Source organism: Pseudomonas sp. H3(2019) (genome assembly GCF_007713465.1).
Lineage (GTDB): Bacteria > Pseudomonadota > Gammaproteobacteria > Pseudomonadales > Pseudomonadaceae > Aquipseudomonas.
Genome location: NZ_VMSG01000027.1, coordinates 1 through 14,849, shown reverse-complemented (window position 1 = coordinate 14,849; position 14,849 = coordinate 1). Strand labels below are relative to the sequence as shown.

Genomic DNA, 14,849 nt, shown 5'->3' with positions numbered 1-14,849 from the left:
TCTCGCCCTTATCGCAAAGCCCGTGCCACCTTGCCAAAATCGTCCAAAAGCCTTTTGCCATCAGGGTTGCCGGGGTTCCTTCATCCCTTGACCACCCGACCGGGGTGGCGGATTTCCGCCCACCAACCGGCTCTCGTCCTGAAATTTGGCGGATATCCGCCTTGTCCGGCCACGAGACCGTAGCTAAGATCCGCCACTCAATGGACGGACCAGACCCCATGCGCGAACACACCATCGCCAGTCATTTTGCTCGTGCGGCCCTCGGTGGCGCACGCCGACGCGGCTATGACTATTCGGGTCTGTTGCAACAGCTGGGGATCAGCGTCGAATTGCTCGACGAACCTCGCGCCAGGATCGCGCCCGAACAGTTCACCAGCCTGCTGCAAGGGCTCTGGCAAGCGCTGGATGACGAATACCTGGGCTTTGCCCTCGGCCCAAGCAAACGCGGCACCTTCGCCATGATGTGCCATGCCTTGATTCACTGCCGCACGCTCGAGAAAGCACTCAGTCGCGGCTTATTATTTTATAGCCTATTCCCCGACGCTCCGCGCCTGACCCTGACCCGCGAAGGTGAAATGGTGCGTTTGAGCCTGGATGATGCTCAGCTGTGGGACCCGGATCACTTTTTCAGCGAATGTCAGCTGGTGATCTGGCATCGACTGGGCAGTTGGCTGATCGGTCAGCGCATTCGCCTGGAACAGGCCTGTTTCAGCTACCCGAAACCCGAGCACGCTGCCGAGTACGACCTGTTGTTTCCCTGCCCGATGGTGTTTTCGGCCGAGCAAAGCAGCCTGTTGTTCCACAGCCGTTACCTGCACATGCCGTTGTTGCAGGATGAACGTACCCTCAAGCATTTCCTCGAACGTTCGCCCGCCGATCTGCTATCGCGCCCGGATGACGGCGATAGCCTCAGCAGCCAGTTACGCCGCCTGCTCAGCCGCGACAGTGCGTGCTGGCCAGACCTGGAAGCGGTTGCCGCACACCTGCACATCAGCCCGCAGACCTTGCGTCGGCACTTGCGTGAAGAGGGTTCGAGTTTTCAGGAGTTGAAGGACCAACTGCGCCGCGACATCGCGATTTATCACTTGAGTCGTGCCGACCTGCCCTTGCAACAGATCGCCGAACAACTGGGATTTTCCGAACCGTCGGCGTTTCACCGGGCGTTCAAGAAGTGGACCGGGTTGACGCCAGGCGCCTATCGCGCCCAAGAGAATTGAGTTTCAGGGCTGATTTTTTGATGTGCCCACTGGCCCCTTCGCGAGCAGGCTCGCTCCCACATTTGATCTCAGGTGTTCACAAATAATGAGTTCGCAGCATATCCCCTGTGGGAGCGAGCCTGCTCGCGAAGAGGCCCGAAGGAGCACCGACCACTACCTCAAGCCACCGGAAAGTGAATCCGGAATGCCGCGCCGCCCAGGGCTGAATCCCCCAGGGTCAACTGTGCGCCGTAGCTCTCGATGATGTCCTTGACCACCGCAAGGCCGATGCCCTGCCCCGGGTGCTGGCGGTCCAGCCGTTCACCGCGCTGAAGAATCCGCGCACGCTGATCCGGCGGCACGCCCGGGCCGTCATCTTCGATACACAGTTCCACACCACTCACGGTTTGCCGCAAGCTGACGCGCACTTCGCCCAGGCACAGGCGATAGGCGTTTTCCAGCAGGTTACCGAGCATTTCCAGCAAGGCGCCCTGTTCGATCGGCACGTAGCACGGGGTCGGCAGGTCGAACGAGGTCCGTACCTGCTTATCGCGATAGACCTTGTCCAGGGTGTCGCAAAGGCTTTGCAGCACCGGCCGCAATCGCACCTGGTGACGCACCAGACCGCTTTTGCGCAAGCTCGCGCGCTGCAACTGATAGCTGATCTGTTGGCTCATGCGCTCGATCTGCGATTGCAGCACCCACGCCTGCTCCCGATCTTCCGGCCGTAGGGCCATGTCTTCACTGACCCCTTGCAACACCGCCAACGGGGTTTTCAGGCTGTGAGCCAGATCATCCAGAGAGTCGCGGTAGCGACTGCGCTGTTCACGCTCGCTGCGCAGCAATCGGTTCAGCGAGCCGGTCAGGCGCAACAATTCGCGGGGGTGTTCTTCGCTGAGGCTTTCAAGGGCACCGTTCTCGATCTGGTCGAGTTCCTGGCTCAAGCGTTTCAAGGCCTGCAAGCCCCAAGTCAGGCCGATCCACAGCAGCGACAGCAACACCAGCAACGCGGCGCCAAACCCCAGGTAGAGATTTTCCCGCAGGCCGTCGAGCGTCTGCTCGTATTCACGCACCGGCTGCAGCGCGACGATGCTGAACGCTGCACTTTTACCGCCGAGCAACTTGACCTCGACGTCATAGACGAAGAATTCCTGGCCGTTGGCCTCACGAATCCGCGCGAATTGATCGCCGTGTCCGTCGTAACGCGGTCGGTAACTGATGTCCTCGTCATGAGTCGCCCGCGAGCGCCAGACCAGATGACCGTCGCGATCATAGATGTAGCCCAACAGGCGACTGTCGGTGAGGTTGAGGAGCTCATCCGGTAACTGCGTGGGCATCACTAATCGGTTGTTTTCAAGCCGCGCAGCAGATATCAGTGTGGTGACATCCGAGGCCAGGCGCTGCTTGATCGAATCCTGCAGCGCCAGGCTGAACGCGCCCTGCATGGCCGGCAACAAGGCCAGCATGAACAGCACCGCCAGTGTCGTGGCGGCAAGCATCAGGCGCAGACGGAGCGATCGAATCACCGGCAGCGCTCGTTGAACAGGTAGCCCAGACCACGCACGGTATCGATCGGCTTGAAGCCGGTCGGCCCTTCCAGCTTGCGCCGCAGGCGGCCGACCAGTACTTCGATCACGTTTGGATCACGTTCGTCGTCGTCCGGATAGAGCTGTTCCATCAAACGGTCCTTGGCGACCACCTGCTGGTGATGACGCATCAAGTATTCGAGGATCCGATACTCATAAGCGGTCAACGCCAGCGGTTGCTCGTCGAGGGTCGCCTGTTTGCGATTGAGGTCGAGCACCAGTGGCCCGGCAACGATGGTTGACTGGGTAAAACCGCTGGAACGGCGTAGCAAGGCGTTCAGGCGCGCGTCCAGCTCTTCGAACTGGAACGGCTTGACCACGTAATCGTCGGCACCGGCGGCCAGGCCTTCGACCTTGTCCTGCCAGTTGCCGCGCGCGGTCAGGATCAGGATCGGAAAGGTCTTGCCTTGCGCACGCAGTTGGCGAATCAGGTCCAGCCCGCCCATGCCCGGCAGACCGAGGTCGATCACCGCTAGGTCATGGTTGAATTGCCCGGTCTGGTACAAGGCCTCTTCGGCATTGGCCACAGCCTCGACCACATGGCCATTGTCGGTCAGTCGGGTTTGCAGGTGATGACGCAACAGCGCTTCGTCTTCGACGACCAGCAGTTTCATATCGCTCTCCCAGGCAAAATCAACATCTCCACAGGTACCTCGCCCCTCGATTGCTAATACGCCAGTAACGGTAACCTGGTTCAACCAAGGTGTTTGGCGAAACCTGCTGCATCATCCCGGACAACCCTGACGAAGTAACCGATACCACAGTTGTGACTGTAGGTTAACCACAACCCGCTGAACTCGGACTGAACAGGATCGACTAGGCTGTCTGGACGTCTTTTAAAGGAGCATCAACCATGCGCGTATTGATCGCACTCGTTTTATTCGCCCTGAGCAGCCTCAGCCAAGCGGCAATCAAGACTCAGGAGATTCCTTACAAGAGTGCCGACGGGACTGAAATGATCGGCTACTACGCCTATGACGACAGCATTCAGGGGGCTCGTCCGGGCGTGGTGGTGGTCCATGAGTTCTGGGGGCTCAACGACTACGCCAAGCGCCGGGCGCGTGACCTCGCCGGGCTTGGCTATAGCGCACTGGCGATCGATATGTATGGCGAAGGCAAAAACACCGAGCACCCGAATGACGCCATGGCGTTCATGGAAGCCGCGCTTAAAAATAGTGCGACGGCTAGTGCTCGCTTCAATGCCGGGCTTGATTTGCTCAAGAAGCAACCGCAGACCGATCCGAACAAACTCGCAGCCATCGGCTACTGCTTCGGCGGCAAGATCGTTCTCGATGCGGCACGCCAAGGGGCACCGCTGGCGGGCGTAGTGAGTTTTCACGGCGCATTGGCAACCAGCACTCCGGCAACGCCTGGCAGCGTCAAGGCCAAGCTACTGGTAGAACACGGCGCTCTGGACAGCATGGTCACCGCGGATCAAGTGGCAGCGTTCAAAACCGAAATGGACAAGGCTGGCGCCGACTATAAGTTCGTCAGCCTGAAAGGTGCCAAGCATGGTTTCAGCAATCCGGATGCTGATCGCCTGAGCCACGGCGATCACGGCGGCCCGGACATCGGCTACAACAAAGCCGCCGATGAAAGCTCGTGGGCGGATATGAAGGCATTCTTCAAAAAAATCTTTGCCTGACCCTCCTCCGCTGATCGTTCCCACGCTCTGCGTGGGAATGCATCCTGTGACGCTCTGCGTCACATCGGCGAAGGGACGCGGAGCATCCCGGGCGGTATTCCCACGGGGACCGTGGGAACGATCAGCGGTGTACAGGTTTAACCGGGGCTACCCAGCGCCAGGTCAACCCGGCAAAATGCCGGGATGAATCCGCTCCCTGCTCTCCCCGCCTGCTGCACGCCGCTCGACGCCCACTGGCCGTTGCCTGACGCGCTGCCCGACACGGTGCTGCTCAGCACTCGTTTCGATCCGTCATTGCTGGTATTCGATGACTTCCGGCGCAGCACGATCGATCCGCCCCCCAGTATCCAGCGCTCGGTCGCCAAACGTCAGGCCGAGTTTCTCGCCGGGAGGGTGTGCGCCCGGGCTGCCTTGCAGCAACTGGAAGGTCTGGACTGCATTCCGGCGATTGGCGAGGACCGCGCACCCGTGTGGCCGGCGCATATCTGTGGTTCGATCACCCACAGTACCGGTCGGGCCGCCGCTATTGTTGCGCGCAAGACGCATTGGCGCAGCCTGGGCATGGACCTGGAAAACCTGCTGAACGCCGAACGTGCCGAGCGTCTGGCCGCAGAGATTCTGACCCCGCCCGAGCTCGAACGCATGGCCGCGGGCCGTCAAGATCAGCTGGCGCTGTGGGTGACCCTGACCTTCTCGGTCAAGGAAAGCCTGTTCAAGGCGCTCTACCCCATCGTGCAGAAGCGCTTCTATTTCGAACATGCAGAAGTGCTGGAATGGGCCGACAGCGGGAATGTGCGCCTGCGCTTGTTGACCGACCTTTCCAGCGAATGGCACTACGGCACAGAACTGGATGCGCAATTTGGCGTGCGCGATGGACAACTGTTGAGCCTGGTCAGCATCAAGGCCTGAGGGTCTTCAGTGTCTGTTCGGCCGTCATCGCGAGCAGGCTCGCTCCCACATTGGATCTCCAGTGTTCGCAAATGATGTGTTCACCGCAGATTTAATGTGGGAGCGAGCCTGCTCGCGATGAGGCCCTTACAGACGGTAAAGATCTCAGGGCTTCTCCTGATTTCTGGGCCAGCTCAGACTGAAACACGCGCCACCCAGGCTTTTACTCTTGCTGATCAACGCCCGACCGCCATGCCAGTGAACGATCCGGCGCACGATGGACAGCCCCAGGCCGTGCCCACCGGACGCCCGGGTACGACTGTCATCCAGACGCAAAAATGGCGTGAAGATCTTTTCCCAGGCATTTTCCGGCACGCCCGGCCCATCGTCTTCGACATCGACGCGACAACGCTGCTGCCCCACCTGGTAACTGATCGACACCTGGGACTGGGCATGACGCATCGCGTTGCTCACCAGATTCTGCAACGCCCGATGCAGGTAGCGCGGCTCAGCCTCGACCCAGGCGCCATCGCAATCGGCAGCCGACAGGCACAGGCCGCGATGCACCGTCACGTTGGCGCGTAAGGGTGCCAGTTCGCCGATCACCTGATTGACCAAGGCATCAAGGTCGACGCGCTGGAAGTTCAACGCTGGCGAACCCTGCTCCAGCCGCGCATACGTGAGCATCTCGTCCACCAGGCCATCGAGGTCCTGGATATCGTGGTCCATGCCCTCCAGGTATTTCTCCCGCGCTTGTGGTGTGCTCGCCGTGCTGATCATCTCCAGCCCAAAACGCAACCGCGCCACAGGCGTGCGTAGCTCATGGGACACCGCGCGTACCAGTTCGCGCTGAATCGCCAGCAGTTGCTGCAAGTGCTCGGCCATGCCGTTGAACGCCGCCGCCAATCGCCCCACCGAATCCGCACCCCGTGCCGGCACGCGGGTTTCCAGGCTGCCTTTGGCGATCCGCGTGGCGGCCGACTCCAGACCTCTCAAGCGACGCTCCAACTGGCGTACCAGCAAATAAACGATCAACCCGATCAGGCTCAGGCCCAATGCAGCAATCAATACCAGCCACTCCGGCGGGTACGGGTTCATCTGATACAGCGGGCCGATTTCCAGCACCCAGGGCGTACCGACCATTCCGGCAAACACCCGGATCGAATCGCCGCCCTTGCCCAGCGCCATCACCGTGTCGCCTTCAGAGACCCGACGGCTCTGGTCCTCGTCCATGTCCGCCTGATCGACCGTAATCAGTTGCAGCTCGAAGCCGAAGCCCTTGTCCTTCTTCAGCGCCTCAAGGCGCTTGGGCTGCTCGGATACCGGGTAGCGCACCAACTCATCGGCCAACAGGTAAATGGTCGCCCGCGCCAGTTGCTCGCTGATCTGTTGCACTTCCCCCGTCAGCACCAACTGTTCTTTATCGCTGACCAAGCGGTAGACCTTCGCTGCGTGCGGGCCGGTCTGTTCCACCAATGCCTGGCCGTGCAGCACCCGCGTGCGCTGGCTCAGGTCGAGATCGGTCTGGGCGAATGTCTGCAAGCTCAAGGGAATGCCCAGCAAACGCTCCCACACCAGCAACGCTCGATGACGCTCGGTCTCTTTCATCGGTTGCAGGTTGTCGGCCATCAAGGAAAACGTGCCGTGGGCCAGGCGCTCGCGGTATTGCTCGCTGCGCACCTGATTGAGCAGGTGCAAGGCCAGTACGCCGAGCACTGCCACCAGAATCAGCGCGGCGCACATGCCGCCATAAATGCGCAGGAAGATCGAATTCACAAGGGCTGATCTACACAGGCTTCAGGAACGAACAGATAACCCTTGCTGCGAATGGTCTTGATCAGTCGCGGATGGTCCGGGTCATCGCCGATCTTCGGCCGGATCCGCGAAATGCGCACATCAATCGAACGATCCTGACCGTCGTAACCGATGCCTCGCAGCGCTGTGAAAATTTCCTCGCGGGACAGAATCCGCCCGGCATTGGCCACCAGCAGCCAGAGCAGATCGAACTCGGCACTGGTCAACTCGATGCCAGTGCCCTGCAGCCACGCCTCACGCAGCGCGTTGTCGACGACCAGCGGGCCGAACTGCAAGCGACGGAGTTTTTCTGCTGCCGCAGGCTCGGGTGCTTCACTACGTCGCAGCAAGGCCTGGACACGCGCCAGCAACAAACGCGGGCGCACCGGTTTGCACACATAGTCATCGGCGCCCATGTCCAGGCCCTGGATCTGGTCCATGTCGTCAGTGCGCGCCGTGAGCATCAGGATCGGTCCGTCGTAGTGATCACGAACCTTGCGACAAATCGTCAGGCCGTCTTCGCCGGGGAGCATCAGGTCAAGGATCACCAGGTCCGGTTGCTCGGCGATAATCCGCGCCGCCGCCAGCGCGCCATTGCCTTCGAGGGTGACCCGCAGACCGTGGCTTTCGAGGTACTCACGGGTCAACTCGGCCAGGCGCTGGTCATCCTCGACAATCAATACCTGCCAGGCTTCTTGCTCCATGGGTGACCTCTTTGCCGAACACTATTTAAGGAAGGCTCCACTCGTCTTTTTGTAATGATTGGAGTGGATAAGACTGCGTATGCAGTGACCGATTGTAGCAATGCCTTCCCTTGAGAACACAAGCTGGCAAATGCGCTCGGTAACTGCGTTTTTTTGTGATAGGGTTCGCGCCCTCAAAAATACGCCCAAGGCTATTTTTCAGGGCAAAATTCCATGACAAACGGTCCGCCCCAGCAGGGTTGCGGCCTACACGCCGATTGACAGTTTCATACACATTTTACGCACAGCTTTATCCACAGGTAGTACGTTGCAATCACCCCCCAAAACGCATTATCTTGTAGCTCGCGCTAAAAAAAACCCTACATGTAGGGGTTTACGCAAAAAACCAAACACAAATCAGACACCAAATTCAAGCGCTTTTATTGCCTCTGTCTGGTTGAACCAAACACAATTTCAGAAGCCCAAACCGCACCTGCGGATGGCGACTGTTTTTTAGCCGCCAACGGCGAAAACGGTACGGGTGTTGCAGTCAATTACTGTCACCCAAACGGAATTCGGTTTTCAGCCCCAGGCTTGAAACCAAAGACTTCGGCAAGGAAGCGGCGCTCGACAGCCCCCTTCCTGACTGTCCCGAAGTTGTTATGCCCGGCGCTTGCCGGTTGTAGTGCTTCAGGACGGAACGGTGGGCGCCTTCATGGTGCCCAAACAAACATAGAGAACGTGGAGACACCCATGCAAACCGACACAACTCGCGAGAACCCGCAGGGCACCGCGCCGATGGCCACTGATTCGAATTCGGATCTGTCCGCCACCGCGCCAGGCCAACTGCGCGTGATCAAGCGTAACGGCACTGTCGTTCCTTACACCGATGACAAAATCACCGTCGCCATCACCAAAGCGTTTCTCGCAGTTGAGGGCGGCACTGCTGCTGCCTCGTCGCGAATCCACGACACCGTTGCCCGCCTGACCGAACAAGTCACCGCGACTTTCAAGCGTCGCATGCCATCGGGCGGCACCATCCACATCGAAGAAATCCAGGACCAGGTTGAACTGGCCCTGATGCGTGCTGGCGAACAGAAAGTCGCTCGTGACTACGTGATCTACCGTGACGCCCGCTCCAAAGAGCGCGCAGTACGCGCGCCTGCCGAGGAAGCGGTGCAGGCTCACCCGTCGATCCGCATCACCCGTGCCGACGGCACGTTTGCCCCTCTGGACATGGGCCGCCTGAACACCATCGTCACCGAGGCCTGCGAAGGTCTGGAAGAAGTCGACGGCGACCTGATCCAGCGCGAAACCCTGAAGAACCTCTACGACGGCGTGGCCCTGACCGACGTCAACACCGCGCTGGTAATGACCGCTCGTACGCTGGTCGAGCGTGAGCCGAACTACTCGTTCGTGACCGCGCGCCTGCTGATGGACACCCTGCGTGCCGAAGGCCTGAGCTTCCTGGAAGTTGCTGAAAGCGCAACTCACCACGAAATGGTCGACCTGTACGCCAAGGCCTTGCCTGCCTACGTTGCCAAGGGTATCGAATTCGAATTGCTGAACCCGGTCCTGGCGACCTTCGACCTGGAAAAACTCGGCAAGGCGATCAACCACGAACGCGACCAGCAGTTCACCTACTTGGGCCTGCAAACCCTGTACGACCGTTACTTCATCCACAAGGATGGCGTGCGTTTCGAACTGCCGCAGATCTTCTTCATGCGCGTGGCCATGGGCCTGGCGATCGAAGAGAAGAACAAGGAAGACCGTGCGATCGAGTTCTACAACCTGTTGTCGTCCTTCGACTACATGTCCTCGACCCCGACTCTGTTCAACGCCGGCACCCTGCGCCCTCAGCTGTCCAGCTGCTACCTGACCACCGTGCCGGATGACCTGTCGGGCATCTACCACGCGATCCACGACAACGCCATGTTGTCGAAATTCGCTGGCGGCCTGGGCAACGACTGGACTCCGGTTCGCGCATTGGGTTCGTACATCAAGGGCACCAACGGCAAATCCCAGGGCGTTGTTCCGTTCCTGAAAGTAGTGAACGACACCGCTGTCGCCGTTAACCAGGGTGGCAAGCGCAAAGGCGCTGTCTGTGCTTACCTGGAAACCTGGCACATGGACATCGAGGAGTTCATCGAACTCCGCAAGAACACCGGTGATGACCGTCGTCGTACCCACGACATGAACACTGCCAACTGGATCCCTGACCTGTTCATGAAGCGCGTCTTCGATGACGGCAAGTGGACCCTGTTCTCGCCGTCCGAAGTTCCGGACCTGCACGACCTGACCGGCAAGGCCTTCGAAGAGCGTTACGAGTACTACGAAGCCCTGACCGAGTACCCGGGCAAGGTCAAGCTGTTCAAGACCATCCAGGCCAAAGACCTGTGGCGCAAAATGCTTTCCATGCTGTTTGAAACCGGCCACCCATGGCTGACGTTCAAAGACCCATGCAACCTGCGCAGCCCACAGCAGCACGTTGGCGTGGTCCACAGCTCGAACCTGTGCACCGAGATCACCTTGAACACCAACAAGGACGAGATCGCCGTTTGCAACCTGGGCTCGATCAACCTGCCGAACCACATCGTCAACGGCAAGCTGGACACCGCCAAGCTGGAACGTACCGTGAACACCGCTGTTCGCATGCTCGATAACGTGATCGACATCAACTACTACTCGGTGCCACAAGCGAAGAACTCCAACTTCAAGCACCGTCCGGTCGGTCTGGGCATCATGGGCTTCCAGGACGCTTTGTACCTGCAGCACATCCCTTACGGTTCCGACGCTGCGGTCGAGTTCGCCGACAAGTCGATGGAAGCGGTCAGCTACTACGCGATCCAGGCTTCCTGCGACCTGGCTGACGAGCGTGGCGCTTACGAGACGTTCCAGGGCTCGCTGTGGTCCAAAGGCATCCTGCCGCTGGATTCGCAACAGATCCTGATCGATCAGCGTGGCCAGAAGTACATCGACGTTGACCTGAACGAAACCCTGGACTGGGCACCGGTGCGTGCTCGCGTACAAAAAGGTATTCGTAACTCCAACATCATGGCCATCGCACCGACCGCGACCATCGCCAACATCACTGGCGTCTCGCAGTCGATCGAACCGACTTACCAGAACCTCTACGTGAAATCGAACCTGTCGGGCGAATTCACCGTGATCAACCCGTACCTGGTTCGCGACCTCAAGGCGCGCGGTCTGTGGGACTCGGTCATGATCAACGACCTGAAGTACTACGACGGTTCCGTGCAGCAGATCGAACGCATCCCGCAAGAACTCAAAGAGCTCTACGCGACTGCCTTCGAAGTCGACACCAAGTGGATCGTTGACGCGGCCAGCCGTCGTCAGAAGTGGATCGACCAGGCTCAGTCGCTGAACCTGTACATCGCCGGCGCATCGGGCAAGAAGCTCGACGTGACCTACCGCATGGCGTGGTACCGTGGCCTGAAAACCACTTACTACCTCCGTGCCCTGGCCGCGACCAGCACCGAGAAGTCGACCATCAACACCGGCAAGCTGAACGCTGTTTCCAGCGGCGGCAACCACGGTGACGACTCGGTCCTGGCAGCTCCAGCCGGTCCCGCTCCAGTACCGAAGGCCTGCGCCATCGACGAGCCGGATTGCGAAGCCTGCCAATAAGCTGAGCCGGTAAACGCCGCAAGGCGCTTGCCTGAAACCCCCGATCAGTCTTCTGGACTGGTCGGGGGTTTTCTTTTGCTTCCAGGAAAGCAGTGACCGTACTGGCCCAGACAACCAGAACTTCAGTTGCTGGCAGAAATCCCGACCACAAAAAAAGCCCCTCTTGCGAGGGGCTCCTTGTGTAGCGTTACCCGCCAACCAGCATCAGGTCATCTGAATGATGGTCTGCATGATGGTGCTCTGGGTGGAGATGGTCTTGGCGTTGGCCTGGTAGTTGCTCTGCGCCTTGATCAGGTTGACCAGTTCGTTGGTCAGGTTGACGTTGGACTCTTCCAGGGAGTTGGACTGAATCGAACCCAGGGACCCGGTTTCCGGAGCATCGTAGCCAGGGATACCCGAGGCGAACGTTTCTTTCCAGCTGGTGCCACCTACGGCTTGCAGGCCTTGTTCGTTGGTGAAGCTGGCCAGTGCAACCTGGCCGATGGCCTTGCTCTGGTTGTTGCTGAAGTTGGCGAACAGGGTGCCGGTGCCGTCGATGGTCAGGTTGGTGATCTGGCCGGTAGCATAACCATCCTGAGCCGGGATAGAGCGGGCGGAGTCGGCGTTGAACTGCGTGGTGTTGGTCATCGAGATGACCATGCCGCTAGCGCTTGGTGCCGCGCCGTTGGCCGCCCACACACCGTTGGTGACCTTACCCGGCACCCAGTTGGCCAACGTCACGGTGTTGGTTGCGTTAGGGGCCGCCGGCGTCGCCGGCGGTGTTGCCACCGAGACCAGTTTGCCAGCGGTATCAAACGTGATGGTCGTAGCAATCGGGGCGGTGACTTTCGGGTCGCTGCCGGTGGCATCCGGGTTGCGACCGTCTACCAGGGTGTAGGTCTTCCACGTGTTAGCGCCGGTCTTCACCATGTATTGATCCATGACGTGCGAGTTGCCCTGGCTGTCATAGATCGGCGTACTGAACGATTTGGTGTAGGTGGCGAGGGTGTTTGGGTCGAATGGAGTACCGGTGGCCACCGTGTCGTCAATCACCGGAGCAGTCGAGTTCAGGTTGATCGTCGAGGACACGGTCGACGTCGGTTTTGGCGCCAGGTTCGAGGTGTCGATCTTCAGGTCGGTCAATACGCCGTTGATGATCTTGCCATTGGCGTCCACACCGTAACCCTGCAAACGGGCAGTTTGATTGGTATTGGTGATGAAACCATCCTTGTCGACCTTGAACGTACCGGCACGGGTGTAGGTCGTCGAACCGTTATTGCTCAGGGTGAAGAAACCCGAGCCATTGATACCCATGTCCAGCACGTTGCCGGTGTTGTTGATATCACCCTGGGTGAACTGCTGGGATACGTTGGCCAGGCTGACGCCGCTGCCGACGACTTTACTACCGCTGCCCAGCTTGGTTGCCGAGTAGACATCGGCGAACTCGGCGCGCGAAGACTTAAAGCCGGTGGTCGCGACGTTGGCAATGTTGTTGCCGGTTACGTCCAGTTGTTTGTTGGCTGCATAGAGACCGCTAAGGCCGATATTGAAAGACATATTCCACTCCTTTATGCCGTATTAGTCGGCTCTATAGACCAATGGTTTGAACTTTGGACAGGCCGATGGGGCCCAGACCTGCAAGATTAAGCGTCAACTCGCCGCCGGTTTGACTCAGGGTCACGCTGTTGACCGTTGCTGGCAGGTAAGTGGCCAGGTCTGTCGCCGTGCCGTTGATCGGCGCACTGGCCTTGAAGGTGTATGTGCCCGCAGCGACTGCGGCGCCGCTACTGTCGTTGCCGTCCCACGTGAAGCTGGCGCTGCCGGCAGGCTGGTTGCCCAGGTTAAGGGTTCTCACAACCTTTCCGCTGGTATCGCTAATAGTCACCGTGCCATCGGCAATGGACGATGTCAGGTTCACCGTACCGGTCAGGCCCTTGCTCGGGTCGCTGATCTGGGCGGTGCTGGTTTGCGCAATGACCGAACGGCCAACCAGCGAAGAAGCCTGCAAGGCCTGGGAAGAACTGAAATTACTGGCCATGGAACTCACAGTCGTATTGAGGGACGTGATCCCCTCAAGACTGCTGAACTGCGCCAGTTGAGCCACGAATGCGCCGTTGTCCTGTGGCGAAAGCGGGTCCTGGTTCTTCAGCTGAGTCACCAGCAATTGCAGGAACGCGTCCTTGCCCAACGACTGGTTGCCGGTCGCGCTGCTGGTTGCTGCGGCAAGGCCATTCGCGGCCGTACCGGTGCTCTTGACCGAAGAGTTGGCCAGCAGATCGGTCATGCTCAGGCTGCTGGTGGTATCGGTAACACTCATTGAAGTCGCCCCTTATCACTGACCGAGGGTCAGGACCTTCTGCATCATGGTTTTGGCGGTGTTCATCATTTCCGCGTTGGTCTGGAACGAACGACTGGCGGAAATCATGTCGGCCATTTCCTCCACCACGTTGACGTTGGGGTAATACACGTAGCCCTTGGCGTCAGCCGCTGGATGGTTCGGCTCGTAGCGTGCTTCGAGGTTGCTTTGATCTTCGACTACGCCGAGTACCTGCACGCCCTGCCCCGCGGCATCCTGATTCTGGAACAGCGAATTGCTGCCACCGGACTGACCGCCCTGGAACATGGTGGCAAACACCGGGTGACGGGCACGGTAGGTCTGATCGATGCTCGAAGAGACGGTCTCGGCGTTGGCGATGTTACTGGCGACGGTGTTCAAGCGAGTGGTTTGAGCACTCATGCCGCTACCGGCAATGTTGAATACACTGGACAGAGACATGGATTACTCCCCGCGCAGGGCTGATACCAGCCCTTTGAATTTGCTGTTGAGCAGCGTGAAGCTGGCCTGGAAGTTGACCGCGTTTTCCGCGTAGTTCGACTGTTCCAGTTGGGCGTCCACGGTGTTTTGGTCAATCGACGGTTGCATCGGCGTGCGATACAGCAACGACTCCTCACCACTGCTCATACCCTGGGCTTCGATATGACGGCTATTGGTCATGTTCAAAGCAAAGGTGCCGTTCTTGTTCTTGTCGTTCTGGGCGGCCAGCACCGACGAGAAATCCAGATCCCGAGCCTTGTAGTTCGGGGTATCGGCGTTGGCAATGTTGTTGGCCAGGACTTCGGCACGCTGAGCGCGGAAGCCCAGGGCTTGTTCGTGGATACCGAGCGCTTTATCGAAGCTGATGCTCATATCGGAAACCTTTGGGTGACCTGATTTTTCGTAACAGGGTTGTAGCAAGCCCCGTGCCAGCTTCTTAAACCCCATAAACCGGGGCTTTGCGGGCAACGGCAAAGCGGCAATGCCAGAAAAGCGGCAACGGATTTCCGGCGCCTGCCGCTTTTCTGCCGCCTGTGTCCCCCAAAGCTCCTACAAAGAAAATCGGCATAGGGGACGGCCTTGCCGTTCCCCTGCCACACCACCCGGCATGCGGGT

At 59.3% G+C, this 14,849-nt stretch carries 12 protein-coding genes; 4 read left to right on the top strand and 8 right to left on the bottom strand.

Annotated elements, in window-relative coordinates; genetic code table 11:
- Positions 1-218: 218 nt before the first annotated feature.
- The gene (locus FPT12_RS22960; RefSeq protein ID WP_145020435.1) at positions 219-1,217 is read left to right on the top strand and encodes an AraC family transcriptional regulator; all 999 of its coding nucleotides are present in this window, start codon (positions 219-221) and stop codon (positions 1,215-1,217) included.
- A 158-nt stretch (positions 1,218-1,375) separates the two neighbouring features.
- On the opposite strand, the gene FPT12_RS22950 is transcribed toward FPT12_RS22960, so the two are convergent.
- Together FPT12_RS22950 and FPT12_RS22945 are read right to left on the bottom strand one after the other, a co-directional pair.
- Positions 1,376-2,722, bottom strand: coding sequence for an ATP-binding protein (locus tag FPT12_RS22950; protein ID WP_145020429.1), 1,347 nt, complete (start codon positions 2,720-2,722; stop codon positions 1,376-1,378).
- Positions 2,719-3,396: a response regulator transcription factor gene (locus tag FPT12_RS22945; RefSeq protein WP_145020426.1), complete on the bottom strand. Its 678-nt coding sequence runs from the start codon at positions 3,394-3,396 to the stop codon at positions 2,719-2,721. The genes FPT12_RS22950 and FPT12_RS22945 overlap by 4 nt, the downstream gene beginning before the upstream one ends.
- A gap of 239 nt (positions 3,397-3,635) precedes the next feature.
- On the opposite strand from FPT12_RS22945, the gene FPT12_RS22940 reads away from it, so the two are divergent.
- Positions 3,636-4,427 (top strand): dienelactone hydrolase family protein, encoded by a 792-nt coding sequence (locus FPT12_RS22940; RefSeq protein WP_145020423.1) that lies wholly within the window; start codon positions 3,636-3,638, stop codon positions 4,425-4,427.
- Between the two features lie 183 nt (positions 4,428-4,610).
- Positions 4,611-5,336 (top strand): 4'-phosphopantetheinyl transferase, encoded by a 726-nt coding sequence (locus tag FPT12_RS22935; RefSeq protein WP_145020420.1) that lies wholly within the window; start codon positions 4,611-4,613, stop codon positions 5,334-5,336.
- A 144-nt stretch (positions 5,337-5,480) separates the two neighbouring features.
- Here the strand turns inward: FPT12_RS22935 and FPT12_RS22930 are convergent, their stop codons facing one another.
- The gene (locus FPT12_RS22930) at positions 5,481-7,091 is read right to left on the bottom strand and encodes an ATP-binding protein (protein WP_145020416.1); all 1,611 of its coding nucleotides are present in this window, start codon (positions 7,089-7,091) and stop codon (positions 5,481-5,483) included.
- Positions 7,088-7,813: a response regulator gene (locus FPT12_RS22925; protein WP_145020414.1), complete on the bottom strand. Its 726-nt coding sequence runs from the start codon at positions 7,811-7,813 to the stop codon at positions 7,088-7,090. Before FPT12_RS22925 ends, FPT12_RS22930 begins: the two co-directional genes overlap by 4 nt.
- A gap of 732 nt (positions 7,814-8,545) precedes the next feature.
- On the opposite strand from FPT12_RS22925, the gene FPT12_RS22920 reads away from it, so the two are divergent.
- Positions 8,546-11,440 (top strand): ribonucleoside-diphosphate reductase subunit alpha, encoded by a 2,895-nt coding sequence (locus FPT12_RS22920; protein ID WP_145020411.1) that lies wholly within the window; start codon positions 8,546-8,548, stop codon positions 11,438-11,440.
- Between the two features lie 204 nt (positions 11,441-11,644).
- On the opposite strand, the gene flgE is transcribed toward FPT12_RS22920, so the two are convergent.
- The 4 genes from flgE to flgB are packed head-to-tail and all read right to left on the bottom strand — an operon-like array spanning position 11,645 to position 14,606.
- On the bottom strand, positions 11,645-12,976 hold the full coding sequence (flgE, locus tag FPT12_RS22915) for a flagellar hook protein FlgE (RefSeq protein ID WP_145020409.1): 1,332 nt from the start codon (positions 12,974-12,976) through the stop codon (positions 11,645-11,647).
- A 31-nt stretch (positions 12,977-13,007) separates the two neighbouring features.
- Positions 13,008-13,736, bottom strand: coding sequence for a flagellar hook assembly protein FlgD (gene flgD / locus FPT12_RS22910; protein ID WP_145020406.1), 729 nt, complete (start codon positions 13,734-13,736; stop codon positions 13,008-13,010).
- Positions 13,737-13,751: 15 nt separating this feature from the next.
- Positions 13,752-14,195 (bottom strand): flagellar basal body rod protein FlgC, encoded by a 444-nt coding sequence (gene flgC, locus FPT12_RS22905; protein ID WP_054593596.1) that lies wholly within the window; start codon positions 14,193-14,195, stop codon positions 13,752-13,754.
- Between the two features lie 3 nt (positions 14,196-14,198).
- Positions 14,199-14,606: a flagellar basal body rod protein FlgB gene (gene flgB, locus FPT12_RS22900; protein WP_123580157.1), complete on the bottom strand. Its 408-nt coding sequence runs from the start codon at positions 14,604-14,606 to the stop codon at positions 14,199-14,201.
- Positions 14,607-14,849: the final 243 nt, after the last annotated feature.

What these genes read in the sequence shown, in the direction of transcription:
- FPT12_RS22935 (WP_145020420.1), top strand. Translation starts at nt 4,611, where the DNA reads ATGAATCCGCTCCCTGCTCTCCCCGCCTGCTGCACGCCGCTCGACGCC.
- FPT12_RS22940 (WP_145020423.1), top strand. Translation starts at nt 3,636, where the DNA reads ATGCGCGTATTGATCGCACTCGTTTTATTCGCCCTGAGCAGCCTCAGC.
- FPT12_RS22925 (WP_145020414.1), bottom strand. Translation starts at nt 7,813, where the DNA reads ATGGAGCAAGAAGCCTGGCAGGTATTGATTGTCGAGGATGACCAGCGC.
- flgE (WP_145020409.1), bottom strand. Translation starts at nt 12,976, where the DNA reads ATGTCTTTCAATATCGGCCTTAGCGGTCTCTATGCAGCCAACAAACAA.
- FPT12_RS22920 (WP_145020411.1), top strand. Translation starts at nt 8,546, where the DNA reads ATGCAAACCGACACAACTCGCGAGAACCCGCAGGGCACCGCGCCGATG.
- flgC (WP_054593596.1), bottom strand. Translation starts at nt 14,195, where the DNA reads ATGTCTCTGTCCAGTGTATTCAACATTGCCGGTAGCGGCATGAGTGCT.
- FPT12_RS22960 (WP_145020435.1), top strand. Translation starts at nt 219, where the DNA reads ATGCGCGAACACACCATCGCCAGTCATTTTGCTCGTGCGGCCCTCGGT.
- flgB (WP_123580157.1), bottom strand. Translation starts at nt 14,606, where the DNA reads ATGAGCATCAGCTTCGATAAAGCGCTCGGTATCCACGAACAAGCCCTG.
- FPT12_RS22945 (WP_145020426.1), bottom strand. Translation starts at nt 3,396, where the DNA reads ATGAAACTGCTGGTCGTCGAAGACGAAGCGCTGTTGCGTCATCACCTG.
- flgD (WP_145020406.1), bottom strand. Translation starts at nt 13,736, where the DNA reads ATGAGTGTTACCGATACCACCAGCAGCCTGAGCATGACCGATCTGCTG.